The organism is Nocardioides sp. NPDC004968, from assembly GCF_040608935.1.
GTDB lineage: Bacteria > Actinomycetota > Actinomycetes > Propionibacteriales > Nocardioidaceae > Nocardioides.
In genome coordinates this window covers 132,537-148,115 of record NZ_JBEXJF010000004.1, presented here as the reverse complement: position 1 = coordinate 148,115, position 15,579 = coordinate 132,537, and the positions used below count along the sequence as shown (strand labels likewise).

The 15,579-nt window shown below is 71.1% G+C and carries 11 protein-coding genes; 9 read left to right on the top strand and 2 right to left on the bottom strand.

All coding sequences use genetic code 11. The annotated features are described in order from the left end of the window. Positions 1-48 precede the first annotated feature (48 nt). From ABZU72_RS07455 to ABZU72_RS07425, 7 genes are read left to right on the top strand one after another with little or no spacing between them, the layout of a single operon-like run. On the top strand, positions 49-1,332 hold the full coding sequence (locus ABZU72_RS07455; protein ID WP_355018224.1) for an amidohydrolase family protein: 1,284 nt from the start codon (positions 49-51) through the stop codon (positions 1,330-1,332). A gap of 1 nt (position 1,333) precedes the next feature. Next, positions 1,334-2,077 (top strand): ABC transporter ATP-binding protein, encoded by a 744-nt coding sequence (locus tag ABZU72_RS07450; RefSeq protein ID WP_355018223.1) that lies wholly within the window; start codon positions 1,334-1,336, stop codon positions 2,075-2,077. Then, positions 2,074-2,943, top strand: coding sequence for an ABC transporter permease subunit (locus ABZU72_RS07445; protein ID WP_355018222.1), 870 nt, complete (start codon positions 2,074-2,076; stop codon positions 2,941-2,943). Before ABZU72_RS07450 ends, ABZU72_RS07445 begins: the two co-directional genes overlap by 4 nt. A gap of 32 nt (positions 2,944-2,975) precedes the next feature. Continuing rightward, positions 2,976-4,160 (top strand): hypothetical protein, encoded by a 1,185-nt coding sequence (locus ABZU72_RS07440; RefSeq protein WP_355018221.1) that lies wholly within the window; start codon positions 2,976-2,978, stop codon positions 4,158-4,160. Positions 4,161-4,165: 5 nt separating this feature from the next. Beyond that, entirely contained in the window at positions 4,166-5,509 is a 1,344-nt protein-coding gene (locus ABZU72_RS07435) for an FAD-binding oxidoreductase (protein WP_355018220.1), read from the top strand. Beyond that, positions 5,509-6,282 (top strand): creatininase family protein, encoded by a 774-nt coding sequence (locus ABZU72_RS07430; RefSeq protein ID WP_355018219.1) that lies wholly within the window; start codon positions 5,509-5,511, stop codon positions 6,280-6,282. Before ABZU72_RS07435 ends, ABZU72_RS07430 begins: the two co-directional genes overlap by 1 nt. Beyond that, positions 6,279-7,517 (top strand): amidohydrolase family protein, encoded by a 1,239-nt coding sequence (locus tag ABZU72_RS07425; RefSeq protein ID WP_355018218.1) that lies wholly within the window; start codon positions 6,279-6,281, stop codon positions 7,515-7,517. Before ABZU72_RS07430 ends, ABZU72_RS07425 begins: the two co-directional genes overlap by 4 nt. Here the strand turns inward: ABZU72_RS07425 and ABZU72_RS07420 are convergent. After that, positions 7,495-8,076, bottom strand: coding sequence for a helix-turn-helix domain-containing protein (locus ABZU72_RS07420; RefSeq protein ID WP_355018217.1), 582 nt, complete (start codon positions 8,074-8,076; stop codon positions 7,495-7,497). The genes ABZU72_RS07425 and ABZU72_RS07420 overlap by 23 nt on opposite strands. Positions 8,077-8,222: 146 nt before the next feature. Between ABZU72_RS07420 and ABZU72_RS07415 the strand changes: the two genes are divergently transcribed. Together ABZU72_RS07415 and ABZU72_RS07410 are read left to right on the top strand one after the other, a co-directional pair. Then, the gene (locus ABZU72_RS07415) at positions 8,223-8,681 is read left to right on the top strand and encodes an agglutinin cell wall attachment protein (RefSeq protein WP_355018216.1); all 459 of its coding nucleotides are present in this window, start codon (positions 8,223-8,225) and stop codon (positions 8,679-8,681) included. A gap of 145 nt (positions 8,682-8,826) precedes the next feature. Beyond that, entirely contained in the window at positions 8,827-14,343 is a 5,517-nt protein-coding gene (locus tag ABZU72_RS07410; RefSeq protein WP_355018215.1) for a carboxyl transferase domain-containing protein, read from the top strand. A gap of 22 nt (positions 14,344-14,365) precedes the next feature. Here the strand turns inward: ABZU72_RS07410 and ABZU72_RS07405 are convergent, their stop codons facing one another. Continuing rightward, positions 14,366-15,553 carry a hypothetical protein gene (locus tag ABZU72_RS07405; protein WP_355018214.1) on the bottom strand — a complete coding sequence of 396 codons (1,188 nt, stop codon included), beginning with the start codon at positions 15,551-15,553 and terminating at the stop codon, positions 14,366-14,368. Between the last annotated feature and the right edge of the window lie 26 nt (positions 15,554-15,579).

The following is a 15,579-nucleotide window of genomic DNA, read 5'->3' as shown; positions in this document are numbered from 1 at the left end:
GCTCGAAAATGTTCATCTCATCAACATTTGAGCCGAAAGGGGTAGTCGATGGCCGTGGCACGAAATGCGGAACGGGTCGGGCCCGTGGACGGCCCGGCGCAGCTGGCCGGTGTGGAGCTGACCGCGCTGCGCGGCGTACGGCTCCTCGACGGCAGCCTCGCCGATCTCGATCTCGCGGCCGGTGAGATCACCGCCGTCCGGGCGGCCGACGAGAAGGCCGACGCCGGGACCGATGCCGGGGGCTGGCGGCTGATCCCCGCCGCCGGGGAGCCGCACGCGCATCTCGACAAGGCGCTGAGCGCGGAGCAGATCGAGCCGGGCCCGCAGGCCGGGAACGACCTGGTCACCGCCATCGAGCAGTGGCGCTCGCTCGTTCCCACGCTCACCTCCGACGACTTCGCCGACCGCGCGCGGCGGGCGGTCCGCCGCTACGTGGCGAACGGCATCACCACGATCCGTACGCACGCCGACGCGCTCCTCGCGGGCGACCCGCTGCGCGGGGTCGATGCCGTGCTCGGCCTGCGCGAGGAGCTCAGCGGAACGGTCACGCTCCAGGTCTGCCTGCTCGCCGGCCAGGACGTCCCCGACGCGGTGATCGAGGAGGCGATCGGGCGCGGGATCGACGTCATCGGCGGGTGTCCGCACCTGGCCGACGAGCCCGCCAAGGAGACCAGCCGCATCCTGGACCACGCCGAGCGGTCCGGTCTCCCCGTCGACCTGCACACCGACGAGCAGACCACCACCGGCCACCTCGACCTGGCCGACCTCGCCGAGCAGGTCATCGCCCGGGGGATGCAGCAGCGCGTGACCGCCTCCCACTGCGTACGCCTCGGCATGCTCGACCACGACCGCCGAGGTCCCGTCTTGGACCTGGTGGCCAAGGCGGGGATCGGCATCGTGACGCTCCCGATCACCAACCTCTACCTGCAGGGCCGCGACGCGGACGGGGCGGTGCCGCGTGGTCTCACCGCTGTCCGGGCGCTGCTCGAGGCGGGGGTCCCGGTCGCGGCCGGTGCCGACAACCTGCGCGACCCCTTCAACCCGGTCGGCCGGGCCGACCCGTTCGAGACCACCTCGCTCCTGGTCGCCGCCGGTCATCTCCGGCCCGCCGAGGCCCTCGCCGCGGTCACGACGACCACCCGCACCGTGCTCGGGCTCCCGGAGGCGGGCACCGAGCCGGGCAGCCGGGCCGACTTCATGCTCGTCCCCGACGTACCTCTCGACGAGGTCGTCGCAGGTTCCCAGACCGCCCGTGTGGTCGTCCACGGCGGCCGCGTGCTCGCCGACACCCGTGTCAGCACCGTTCTCGATCTCGATCCCATGCCGAGGTGACATGAACACGACCACCACCGCCACGCTCGCCCTCTCCGGGGTGACGAAGCGATTCCCGACCGGTACGACCGCGTTGACCGGGGTCGACCTCAGCGTCGACGCCGGGGAGTTCGTCTCCGTCGTCGGCCCGTCCGGCTGCGGCAAGTCCACCCTGCTCCGGCTGGCCTCGGGACTCGAGGACGCCACCGTCGGCCGGGTCGACGTCGACGCGGACACCACCAGCTATGTCTTCCAGGACCCCACCCTGCTGGAGTGGCGCAGCGCCCGGAAGAACGTCGAGTTGATCGGCGAGCTGAGCGGGCTCCCCAAGGAGCAGCGCCGCCGCGCGGCCCAGGAGGCCCTCGACCTGGTCGGCCTCACCGGCTTCGAGAAGCAGCATCCGCGCCAGCTCTCCGGAGGCATGCGGATGCGGGTCTCGATCGCCCGGGCCCTGGTCGCCGAACCCGATCTCGCCCTCTTCGACGAGCCGTTCGGCGCACTCGACGAGATCACCCGGCTGGCGATGCAGACCGAGCTGCAGCGGCTCTTCAAGCTGCTCGGCTTCGCCGGGCTCTTCATCACCCACTCCGTGGCCGAGGCCGTGTACCTCTCCACACGCGTCGTCGTGATGAGCGGCCGGCCGGGCCGGATCGTCGCGGAGATCCCGGTGCCCTGGGAGTTCCCACGCCCACCCGATCTGCGGTTCGAGTCCGACTTCGCCCACCTGGTCGGCCAGGTCTCCGAGGCACTGGAGGAGCACGCATGAGCACCGAGTTGATGATCGAGCCCGACGTCGGGGCCGTGACCGAGGCCGCGCCCGCCGAGCCGCCCGCCAGACGTACGCCCCCGGTTCTCGGTCGGCTCTTCGCCAAGGTCGTGCCGATGCTCGCGGCGCTCGCCGGCCTGGCGGCCGTGTGGTACGCCGTGACGTACCTCGTCCTCGGTGAGGACAGGCGGTTCCTGCTGCCGCCGCCGCACCAGGTCTTCGGCGAGACGCTGGGTCGGCCCGAGATCATGCAGCCGATGCTCGCCGCGCTGTGGCAGTCGGTCATGGTCGCGCTGGCCGGTCTGGTGATCTCGGTGGTCATCGGGATGGCCTGGGCGATGGTGATGGCGCAGACCCGGCTGCTTGAGAAGGTGCTCTACCCCTATGCGGTCATCCTGCAGACGGTCCCGATCCTGGCGCTGACCCCGCTGATCGGGATCTGGATGGGCTACGGCATCGCGGCCCGGATCGTGGTCTGCGTGATCATCGCGGTCTTCCCGATGATCGCCAACACCCTCTTCGGCCTGCAGTCGGCGACGGCACCGGCGCACGACCTCTTCACCCTCAACCGGGCGACCCGGCTGCAGCGGCTGCTCAAGCTGCAGCTGCCTGCCGCGATGCCGGCGATCTTCACCGGCCTGCGCAACGCCGCCGGGTTGTCGGTCATCGGCGTGATCGTCGGTGACTTCTACTTCCAGCAGGGCAGCCCCGGCATCGGCGGCCTGCTCCGCGTCTACACGCTGCGGCTCAGCATGGAGCCGCTCTTCCTGGCGATCATCCTGACCGCTCTCTTCGGTGTCGTCGTCTTCTCGGCCTTCGCCGCTCTCGATCGCGCCGTCATCGGCAAGTGGTACGGCGAGCGCTGACCTCACCCCATCCCCCAAGAAACGGACACAGCATGAACCGACACATACCCGTGCGCGCCGCCACCCTCGTGGCACTCTCGACCATCGTCCCGTTCGCCCTGACCGGCTGCGGGAGTGACTCCGGCTCCGCCAACACCGCCACCGCAGGCGAGGTGACGAAGGCGGAGAAGGGCAGCGCGAAGGACCTCACCGACGTCTGTCCCGCGACCGTGGTGATGCAGCAGGACTGGCAGCCCGAGGCCGAGCACGGCGGCATGTACAGCCTGATCGGCGAGGGCTACACCGTCGACACCGACAAGAAGACCGTCACCGGGCCGCTCGTGTCCGGCAGCGTCGACACGGGCGTGGAGGTCGAGGTCCGCTCGGGTGGTCCGGCGACCGGGTTCCAGCCCGTCCCCGCGACCATGTACCTCGACAAGGACATCCTGATCGGAGCGGTCAACACCGACGCCGCGATCGCGGCCGCGGAGAAGCAGCCGACCGTCGCGCTGGCCTCGCAGCTCACCGTCTCGCCGCAGATCCTGATGTGGGACCCGAAGAGCCAGGACGATGCGAAGACCATCGCCGAGGCCGCCGGCGACGGCGACCCGGTCGTCACCGCCGGCGACGTGATCCCGGCGCTGCTCGAGTCGCAGGGGATGATCGAGAAGAAGCAGTCCGACCTCTCCTACGAGGGCACCCCGCAGCGTTTCGTCACCGAGCCCACGATCCTCCAGCAGGGCTTCGCCACCGCCGAGCCCTACATCTACGAGAACGAGATCAGCAGCTGGGCCAAGCCGATCGGCTATCAGCTGCTCGCCGACGTCGGCTACACCATCTACCCCGAGCCGATCGCGGTGCGTGCCGAGGACGTCGAGAAGGAGGCCGACTGCCTCGAGAAGCTCGTTCCGGTGATGCAGCAGGCCGAGATCGACTATTTGGCCGACCCGGACTGGGCCAACGGGATCATCGTCGACATCGTCGAGCGCTACCAGACCGGCTGGACCTACAGCGAGGGCGTCGCCGCGTACGCCGCCAAGACGATGACCGACCTCGACCTGGTCCACGACGACCCGAAGTCCGGAGTCTTCGGCCAGATCGACGGCGAGCGGATGAAGGGGATCGTCGAGACGTTCGCGCCGATCATGAAGCAGGCCGGCACGATCACCTCCGACGACATCGACCCGGAGTCGCTCTACGACAACCGGTTCATCGACGACTCCATCTCGATGAAGTGACGCCGATGACGACTTCGCAGCGTACGTCCCAGGTGACCGCCCTGGTCGCCGACCGCCTCGGCGCGGACCGAGTCGAGACCGACCCGGCCGCGCTGGTCAAGCTCTCCTCGGACTGGTCCCGGATGTCGCCGGTGCTCCAGGAGAAGGTGCCGAGCGGCAGGTATGTCGCCGACGCCATCGTCCGGCCGCGCACCGAGCAGGAGGTCGCCGACGTGCTGGCCGTGGCCTACGAGCACGACGTGCCGGTCGTCCCGCGTGGGGCCGGGACCGGTAACTACGGCCAGGCGACCCCGTTCACCGGCGGGATCATCCTCGACCTGCGTGGCTTGGACGCGATCGAGGTGCGGGCCGACGGCAACCTACGCGCCGGGGCCGGTGCCCGGATGACCCGCATCGACAAGGTCGCCCGGGAGGCGGGGCGCGACCTGTGGATCTTCCCCTCCACCAAGGGCTCCACGATCGGCGGCTTCATCGGCGGCGGCAGCGCCGGCACCGGGACCATCGAGCACGGCACCACCTCCGACGGCTTCGTCACCGAGCTGACGGTGGCCCCGATGGACGGCAGCGGACGCCTGCTCACGGTGACGGGCGAGGAGACGCTGCCCTACATCCACGCCTACGGCGTGACCGGCGTGGTGACCTCGGTGGTCGTCCGCACCGACCCCGCGCGGGACTGGGTGGCGGTCTATGCCGCCTTCGACAGCTGGGACGCGATGGTGTCCGTGCACCGCCGCCTGCTCGACCTGCCGGTGCTGCCGAGGCTGGCCTCGGGCGACGAGCCGGCGCTGGTCCCGACCCTGACCACCAACGTCCAGCTCGACCCGGCCCAGCACAGCCTGCGGGTGATCGCGGAGGCGTCCACGGTCGCCGAGATCGAGTCGCTCGTCGTGGCGGCCGGAGGCAGCGTACGAGCTCGTTTGGAGGACTATGCCGCGACCGATCTGCTCTCCGGGATGTCCTACAACCATCCGGTCTACTTCCTCCAGCGCGCACACCGTGACCGGAGCTGGTTCCACATGGAGACCGGGGGCGAGCTCTACTGGAGCGACGCCGACCGGGTGCGGAAGGTCTACGACGGCCCCGTCTGGCTGCACCTGGAGCTGATGGGGAACGCCCCGCTGGCGATGGTTGTCGCCGAGTACGTCTCCGAGGAGCAGGTCCTCGCGGGCATCCCGCGCTTCGACGAGATCGGGGTCGGTGTGCACTCGCCCCACCAGTGGTACGTCGACCGCAACGTCGAGCTCGTCACCGCGGTCGCGCGCGACCGCGACCCCAAGGGGCTGCTCAACCAGGGCAAGCTCACCGACCACGCGCTGGTCGACACCCGCATCAACATCGGAGTCCGCTGATGCCCCGTTTCGCCGACCTCACCGCTCCCGAGATCGCCGCTCTGCCCGAGGACACCGTCGCGGTGCTCGGTCTCGGCGCGATCGAGCAGCACGGTCCCCACCTGCCGGTCTCGACGGACTACGTCATCGCCGCCGAGGCCGCTGAGGCCGCGGTGGCGACGGTCGCCGCGGCAGGCAGCGCGTCCGTGGTGCTGCTCGAGCCGCTGGCCTACACCAAGTCCGACGAGCACTCCTGGTCGCCCGGCACGATCTGGCTCGCCTGGGACACCCTGATGCGGGTCCTCGTCGACATCGGCCGCTCGCTGAGCAACTCCGGGATCACCCGGCTGCTCTTCGTCAACGGGCACGGTGGGAACTCCGCGCTCGGGCAGGTCGCCAGCCGCGAGCTGCGCAAGCAGTTCGGGCTGGCGACGTTCTTCGCGCATCTCTCGGTGCCACCCGACCAAGGAGGACGTTCCTCTCGGGAGGACGAGCTCGGCCTCGGCATCCACGGCGGCCACGGCGAGACCTCGATGATGCTCCACCTGCGTCCCGAGCTGGTGCACCAGGAGCGAGGTGAGCGGAAGGTGCCCGAGCAGCTGGCCGGCTACCGGCACATCGGCTTCGGCAAGCCGGTCTCCTTCGGCTGGCTCTCCGACGACTTCGGCACCGACGGCTACCTCGGCGACCCGACCACCGCCACCGCGGAGGACGGCAAGGTCCGCTTCGAGGCCGGGGTCGCCACGCTGGCCGAGGTCATCGTGGAAGCCTCCCGCTTCACGCCGTCGGCATGACGCTGCGGATCACCGGGGCAGCCTCGGGAGACCTTTCGATCGAGGGGCCCGAGGACACCCTCGACGCCTCGGGCTGCCTGGTCACGCCGGGCCTGGTCAACGCCCACCATCACCTGCTGCAGACCGCGTTCCGCACCCTGCCCGGGACGCGCGGCGTCCCGATGGCGACCTGGCTGCCCACGATGGCGGCGGCCTACGACCGTGTCGGGGTCGACGCCGAGCTCACCTACGCCGCCGCACGGGCCGGGCTCGCCGAGTCGCTGCTCTGTGGGGTGACGACGGTGGCCGACCATCACCTGACCTGGCCGGGCTCCCTGACACCGGAGGAGACGGTGCCGTTGGCGCAGGGGACCGCGCGAGCGGCGGCCGAGCTGGGCGCCCGCCTGGTCTTCGTCCGCGGTGCCGCCCGGGACGACCCCGAGACCGCGGCGCACAGCGCCGACCTGATCGCGGAGGCGCTGGTGGGGGATGCGCCCGGCGGGGTGAGCGCCGACGGCACGCTGCAGGTCGCGGTCGGGCCGGCCGGGGTGCACTCCGATCCGGAGCCGACCTTCCGGCTGATGGGGGAGGTGGCTGCCCGGCGCGGGCTGCGGCGGCGTACCCAGGCCAACGAGCAGGTCGACGTCGCGATCGCGGCCGAGCGCTACGGCCGCCGCCCGATCGATCTGCTGGAGGAGTGGGGCTGGCTCGCGCCCGACGTGACTCTGGCTCATCTGTGCGACGTGACGCCGGACGAGATCCGGAGGCTGAGCGCGGCCGGGGTGAGCGCCACCCATGCGCCCGGCTGCGACCTGCCGATGGGGTGGGGGATCGCGCCGGTCGCCGCCCTCCGCGCGGCCGGGGTCGAGGTCGGGCTCGGCACCAGCGGCGGTGGCAGCAACGACGCCGGCCACCTGCTCGCCGATGCCCGTCTCGCCATGCAGGTGGCGCCGCTGGTGGGTCCTCCGCTGGCGGCCGCCGACGTGCTCGCGATGGCGGCCACCGGCTCAGCGGCCGGCCTCGGCCGACCGGGGCTGGGTTCGGGGACGGATCTGTGCGTCTGGGACGTCTCCGGGGTCGCCGACGCCGGCGTCCACGACCCGGTCGCCGGCCTGCTGTGGGCCTCGCCCGGGCGGCGTCCGCGGCACGTGGTCGTGGCCGGCCAGGTCGTCGTACGCGACGGCGTGCTCACCACCGCCGACGAGCGCGAGATCGTCGCGGATCTGGGGCGGCTCAGCGCCTGCGCTGCTCCTTGACCACCAGCAGCCGGAAGAGCTCGCCGTCGGCGCTGGCCCACCGGTGCCGTACGCCGCCGGGGATGTAGACCGAGTCGGCGGTCTCCATGACCTGCTCCTCGCCGTCCAGGTCGATCCGAAGGGTCCCGCCGACCACGTAGACGAACTCGTCCTCCTCGTGCTGCCAGTAGCGGTCCCAGGTCGACTCGTCCCCGGCGAACTCCATCGGGATGAAGGCGTGGTCGGCCCCGGCGACCAGCGCCTGCACCATGCCGTTGGACGCCTCCGCGGTGCCGGGGTCGGAGCGGCGTACGACCGCCACGGGGCCGGCGGAGGCACTCTCGACGCTGTCCGCGAGCAGCCCCTGCTGGGTGGTGCCCAGCGTCTCGGCGATCCGGAACAGCGACGACATCGAAGGGCGGGCCATCCCGCGCTCGATCTGACTCAGGAACGGGTGCGACAGGTCGGTCGCCTCGGCGAGCTGGACCAGCGTCATCCCCTGCGCCTTGCGCAGTTCCCGCACACGGGCGCCCAGCCGCAGCACCGAGCGATCCAGGGACTGTCGCGGGTTCCGAGTCACCTGCTCAACCTAGCCGTCGTCGGCGCTCCGTGTTCACCGCGTCACGAGGAACTCACGGATCCGACGTGTGTCGGAAACAACATCCGTGCCGCCGCCACGAAACGGAGTTTCGAAATGCTGTCGACAGCGGTAGTAGGTTGATGGCCATGACCGTTCCTCCTGTGGTCAGACAGGAACAGCTCATCGACGAGATCGCCCTCCACCTCGCTGACGAAGTAGAGGGCGACTGGTCCACGTTGGTCTTCAACCACCGCAACCTGTCGATGTTCTTCACCGGGCGCGTCGATGTGCACCGGCCGGACGGCAGCCTCGCCCACGCCCGGCCGCCCGACACCATCCTCGCGCTGACCGACGAGCTCAGGCGGGTGATGTACGAGCCCGGTCGGGGCGCCTGGTTCTCCGCGCGCTGGACCATCGCGACCGGGGAGGGCGAGGGGGAGAAGCACTCGACGAAGGTCGTCTTCAACTACGACGACGAGCCGGTCTGGCGCTGGCCGGCCCACCCGGGCCTGTACGCGCTCGACCTCGAGACGTTCCCCCGTGACGACGACCGCGTCCCGGACTGGCTCCGCCAGAAGGTCAACGGAGCCCGCCGGACGTTGTAGGAACCGGCCATCCTGGACGCATCACACGGGCGCGATCCAGGGGCGTCGCCGGGCGGTGTCCACTAGGAACTCGACAAGGAATCCATCAGAAGCCTGTCGGAGTCGAGCGGTCACAGGGGCGGCGCCTGATGAAAGGGTCTGCACCGTGCCACAGGTCTCTCGAATTGCCATCGTCAACCGCGGTGAAGCCGCGATGCGTCTGATCCATGCCGTCCGCGACCTCAACGCGCGGGATACATCCGTTGGGACGATCCGCACCATCGCGCTGCACACCGACGTCGACGCCGGGTCGGCGTTCGTACGCGAGGCCGACGAGGCCTACTTGCTCGGCGCGGCCGCGGATCGCCCCTACCTCGATCTCGCCGTCCTCGAGCAGGCGCTGGTCGCCTCCCGGGCCGACGCCGCCTGGGTCGGCTGGGGCTTCGTCGCCGAGGACCCCGCCTTCGCCGAGCTGTGCGACCGGCTGGGCGTCACCTTCATCGGTCCCAGCGCCGAGGCCATGCGGAAGCTGGGCGACAAGATCGGCTCGAAGCTGATCGCCGAGGAGGTCGGCGTCCCGGTCGCCCCCTGGAGCCGCGGCGGCGTCGACGACCTCGAGTCGGCACTGGCCAGCGCCGAGGAGATCGGCTACCCGCTCATGCTCAAGGCCACCGCCGGTGGCGGCGGTCGCGGCATCCGGAAGGTCACCTCCGGTGCTGAGCTCGCCGAGGCGTACCAGCGAACCCGGGACGAGGCGGAGCGGGCGTTCGGCAGCGGCGTCGTCTTCCTCGAGAAGCTGGTCACCGATGCCCGCCATGTCGAGGTCCAGGTGATCGCCGACGGACAGGGCACCGCTTGGGCGATCGGCGTACGCGACTGCTCCGTGCAGCGGCGCAACCAGAAGGTCATCGAGGAGTCGTCCTCGCCGCTGCTGTCCGAGGCCCAGGCCGCCGAGCTCAAGGCGTCGGCCGAGCGGCTCGCCACGGCGGTGGGCTACGCCGGAGCCGGCACCGTCGAGTTCCTCTACCACCCGGGCGAGAAGACGTTCGCGTTCCTCGAGGTCAACACCCGCCTCCAGGTCGAGCACCCCATCACCGAGGCCGTGACCGGCACCGACCTGGTCGCGCTGCAGATCCAGGTCGCTTCCGGCGTACCGCTCGCCGGCGACCGGCCGGTCGAGCGCGGCCACGCGGTCGAGGCCCGGCTCAACGCCGAGGACCCGGACCGCGACTTCGCGCCCGCTCCGGGCCGGATCAGCCGCCTCGAGTTCCCCGCCGGCCCCGGCATCCGGGTCGACACCGGCGTGGCCGAGGGCGACACCATCCCGGCCGACTTCGACTCGATGATCGCCAAGGTGATCGCCTGGGGCGCCGACCGCGAGCAAGCGCTCGCGCGACTGCGCCGGGCGATGGGGGAGACCACCGTCATCATCGACGGCGGCGCGACCAACAAGAGCTTCATCCTCGACCTCCTCGACCAGCCCGAGGTCACCACCGGCAGCCCGGCCTGGGCCGACACCGGGTGGATCGACCGGGTGCGCGGCGAGGGACGGCTCCAGGCGGCCCGGCACGCCGGCGTCGCGCTCGTCGCCGCCGCGATCGAGGGGTACGACGAGGCCGAGCGCGGCGAGATCGCCCGCATGCTCCAGACCGCCCAGGGCGGCCGGCCGCAGATCCAGCACGACCCGGCCCGCACCATCGAGCTCAAGCTGCGCGGGGCGACGTACGCCCTGACCGTGCGGCAGTCCGGACCCGCCCGCTACCAGGTCACCATCACGGCCGGCGGCGAGCGGCGCACCCTCACCGCCACCCTCGACCGGATCGACGAGGTGCACGGCCGGCTCACCGTCGACGGCCACCGCTACCGGCTGGTGACCGCCACCCACGGCCCCGTCCATCTGGTCGAGGTCGACGACGTGATGCACCGGGTCAGCCGCGACGAGGGCGGCATGGTCCGCGCCCCCGCGCCGGCGCTCGTCGTGTCCACCCCGCTCGCCGTCGGCGACGAGGTGGCGGCCGGGCACCCGGTGCTGGTGCTCGAGTCGATGAAGATGGAGACCGCGCTGACCGCGCCGTTCACAGGCCGGGTCAAGGAGCTCCTGGTCCGGGTCGGGAGCCAGGTAGAGACCGCGGCGCCGCTGCTGCGCCTCGAGCCGACCGGCGAGGCCGAGGGCGAGGCGACCACCGCCACCCTGGCCGACCTCGATCTGCCCGCACCCGTCACGGAGTCCGGCCGCAGTAATGGTGCGCTGGACGACCTGAGCAGCCTGCTGCTCGGCTACGACGTCGAGGAGGATCAGCGTCCGGCGTTGCTCGCCGCCCATCTGGCCTCTCGCTCCACCGGTGCGCCCGCGGACACCCTCCGCACGGAGATGGACCTGCTGGCCCTGTTCACCGACTTCGCCGAGCTCAGCCGCAACCGCCCGGCCGGTGACGAGCCGTCCACCGAGCTGCGCGTGCACAGCTCGCGGGAGTACTTCCACACCTACCTGCGCAGCCTCGACCCCGACCGGGGCGCGCTCCCGGACCACTTCCGCGACAAGCTGCTGCGGGTGCTCGCGCACTACGGGGTCTCCGACCTCGAACGTACGCCGGAGCTCGAGCGCGCGGTGTTCCGCATCTTCCTCGCCCAGCAGCATCCCTCCGACGTCGACGTCGCGATCGGGGTGCTGCAGCGCTGGCTCGGCGACCCGCCGCCGGCGACGGAGGACGCCGCCGCGGTCCGCGCGTTGCTGGAGCGGATGGTGCGCGCCACGCAGCGCCGGTTCGCCGTGGTCGGCGACCTGGCTCGCTCGGTCCGGTTCGGCTGGTTCGACCAGGCGCTGGTCGATGACGAGCGCCGCGCGGTGCTCGAGGGAGTGCCGGCCGAGGTCGCCGCCCTCATCGACCCGGACGCCCCTGACCGGGCCGCCCGCATCGATGCACTGGCGGCTGTCCCCGAGCCACTGGTCGGATTCCTCCGGGACCGGCTGGTCGAGGGTATTCCCGAGCGCGAGCCGCTGCTGGAGGTGCTGATCCGGCGCCACTACCGCGACTACCACCTGCACGACCTGACCGTCACCGGCATAGACGACGGCGGACGCCCGCTCGCGCACGCCGAGTACGCCACTGACGAGAAGGGTGCGACCCGAGTCGTGTCCACCATCGGCGACGTTACGGAGCTCGCCCGTCCCGACGGCCCACTCGGTGCTGCCATCACCTCGGCGTTGAGCTCCGACCACGACGACGTCGTCGAGATCTACCTGCGCTGGACCGACGCGCCCGCCGATCCGGACCTCGCCTCGTCCGAGCTCGCCAAGATGCTCGCCGGCCACGAGTTCGCCCGCCGCGCCCGCCGTGTCTCGATCGCGGTCTGCCATGCCGCGCCACAGCCCATCGACTACTTCACCTACCGCCACCACGCAGACGGCGCCCCGCACACCCCGACCGCCGAGCTGGTCGAGGACAGCCTGGTCCGGGGCATGCACCCGATGGTCGGTCGCAGGCTCAACCTGTGGCGGCTCAGCGAGTTCGACGTCACCAGGCTCGCCGCGCCCGACGACGTCCTGCTCTACGAGTGCGTCGCCCGGGCCAACCCGGCCGACCGCCGCCTCGTCGCGGCGGCCCAGGCCCGACAGCTCGCCGTGGTCCGCGACGACGAGGGCCGCGTGATCGCGCTGCCGCACGTCGAGCGGGCCGTGGAGAACTGCCTCGAGGCGATCCGCCGCGTACGCTCCGCCCGGGGCCGCGAGGGCACCAAGCTCGACGTCAACCACGTGTGGGTGACGGTGTGGCCGGTGGTCGAGGCAGATCTCGACCAGATCACCGCGCTGCAGAGCAAGATCACCCCGCTCAGCGAGGGCGCCGGGATCGAGGAGGTGCTCGCGCAGGGCCGCGTGGCCGGGCAGGACGGTGACGCCCCGACCCCGCTGGCCATCCGCTTCCACGCCAAGCCGGGCGCAGGCGTCGTGGCCGACGTCATCGAACCGCCCACCGAACCGCTCGCCCCGATGGACGAGTACGCCGCCAAGGTGCTGCGCGCCCGCCGCCGCGGTCTCGTCTACCCCTACGAGCTTCAGCGTGCCCTGGCAGGGAGCGGCACGGTCGTCGAGCACGACCTCGACGCCGACGGCGTACTCGTACCCGTCGATCGTGCTCCCGGGCTCAACAGTGCCGGCATCATCGTCGCCGTCGTGACCACGCCGAGCACTCTCTACCCCGACGGCATCAGCCGAGTCGTGCTCTGCGGTGACCCGCTCAAGTCGCTCGGCGCGCTCTCGGAGCCCGAGTGCGCCCGGGTGATCGCGGCCATCGACCTCGCCGAGCGGATGCAGATTCCGGTCGAGTGGTTCGCGGTGTCGGCCGGTGCGCGGATCTCGATGGAGAGCGGCACCGAGAACATGGACTGGGTCGCCGCCGCGCTGCGCCGGATCGTCCACTTCACCCAGGACGGCGGCGAGATCAACATCGTCGTCGCCGGGATCAACGTCGGCGCCCAGCCGTACTGGAACGCCGAAGCGACGATGCTGATGCACACCAAGGGCATCTTGGTGATGACCCCGGACAGCGCGATGGTGCTGACCGGTAAGCAGTCGCTCGACTTCTCCGGCGGGGTCTCCGCCGAGGACAACCATGGCATCGGCGGCTACGACCGGGTGATGGGCCCGAACGGTCAGGCGCAGTACTGGGTGCCCGACCTGGCCGGTGCCTTCCGGGTGCTCATGGCGCACTACGAGCACAGCTACGTGGTCCCCGGCGAGACCGGGCCGCGCCGCGCGCCGACGGCCGACCCGATCGACCGCGACGTGTCGTCGTTCCCCCACGCGGGTGACTTCGCCACGGTCGGCGAGATCTTCTCGGCCGAGCACAACCCCGACCGCAAACGACCCTTCGACATCCGCACGGTGATGCGGGCGCTGGCCGACGCCGACCACGAGATGCTCGAGCGGTGGGCCGGCATGGCCGACGCCGACACCGCAGTGGTCGTCGACACCCGGATCGGCGGCTACCCGGTCAGCCTGGTCGGGATCGAGTCCAAGCCGGTGCCGCGCGCCGGCTTCCCTCCCACCGACGGTCCCGACACCTACACCGCGGGCACCCTGTTCCCGCGGTCGTCGAAGAAGGTCGCGCGCGCGATCAACGCGGCATCGGGCAACCGGCCGCTGGTGGTGCTCGCCAACCTGTCCGGCTTCGACGGCTCCCCGGAGTCGATGCGCAACCTGCAGCTCGAGTACGGCGCCGAGATCGGCCGAGCGGTCGTCAACTTCCAGGGCCCGATCGTCTTCTGCGTCATCTCCCGCTACCACGGGGGTGCGTTCGTGGTGTTCTCCAAGCACCTGAACCCGTCGATGACGGTGCTCGCCATCGAGGGTTCGTACGCCTCGGTCCTCGGTGGCGCCCCTGCGGCGGCCGTCGTGTTCGCCGCGGAGGTCTCCAAGCGGGCGGCGGCTGACCCGCGGGTGGCCGCGCTCGAGGAGCGCATCGACCACGCCGAGGACGGGGAGCGCGGCGAGCTCGTCGTCGAGCTGGCCGAGCTCCGCGCCCAGCTGCGGGCGGACAAGATCGCCGAGGTCGCGGCCGAGTTCGACGACGTGCACGACATCCACCGAGCTGTGGAGGTCGGCTCGGTGGATGAGGTGATCGCGGCCAGCGACCTGCGGCCCAAGGTGGTCGAGGTCATCGAACGGGCGTTGGGCGACGGGTGACCGAGCTAGGTCACCACGTGCTCTAGGTCGCCGGGCTGGAGCCCAGGGAGGCGGTTGGCTCCCTGGGCCGGCCGGCTCCGACCAGAACCTGGAGAACGACCAGCAGGCCGAGCACCAGAGCAAGGGACCACCAGAGCCGGTCCATCGTGACGTTGTTGCCCCAGAGCAGGACCACGCCGCCCAACGCCACCACGGCGACTCGCAGCCAGGTCACGTTGGCGGCGACCCAGCGGCCAGCTCCGCCGACGGGACCGTCCCCCAGGCGAGCGCCGACGCTCTCGAGACCCCCGCCGATGGTCGTACGTGCGGTGGTGCCGTACCTGTTGGAACCGGCGAACCAGCCGGCGAGCACGATCACCAGACCGAGCCACAGGACCACCTGCTGGCCGCGTTCCAGGTAGGCGAGCAGGGTGTCGAAGAAGACCCTGCTCGCTGGCCCGAAATCGGTGCCGGAGAGCGCGTTGATGAACATCTGCTGCCCGATGGACAGCACCCACGCCAGCAGCAGCGCGTTGGCAGCCACGACCGCCCCGATCCACACCGCCATCCGCGGGCGGCGGCGGGCCAGCACCAAGGCGGCCAGGAACAGGACCCCGACCACGGGAAGGAGCCACTGGGCGACCGGGTTCGAGAACGCGTAGATCGTGCGTACCTGCCTGAGCTGGGGTGCCTCCATCAGCACGATCTGACGGTCGGTCTCGGGGATGGGCACGTTCTCGACGATGGTCAGACCCCGGGCGACGAGTCGCTCCTTGACCCGTTCGATGACCTCGTCGACGTCGAGCACGACCTCTTCGCCCTGGAGCGACACGGCACCGGAGTCGTCGCCGTTCAGGATTCGCTGGAGGGTCTGCTGGGCTCTGGTGTTGGCCAGGACCCAGATGTCGGCGAACTCGTCGGAGGCGATGAACGCGCGGACCTCGCGCTCCACCAGACCGTTGATGGCCGCGGCGAGTGGCGCCACGAGCTGCTCCAGGCGCGGTCTGTCGTCGATCACGCCGGCGAACGCGGTGTTGAGGATCGCCTCGACGTCGACCTGCTGCTGGATCGCCCCGGTGACCCGGGTCGCGATCACGTCCTGCACCTCGGGGGACTCGATGAGAGGGCCGACGGTCTCGACGTACCGCTCGGCGTCGTTCAATGTGCGCTGCCCCCAGTAGGCCACCGCGGCCGGCGTGGTCAACAACCCGGCCAGCACCAGGCAGATCACCGCCGCTATCGAGCGGCCTCGTGAGG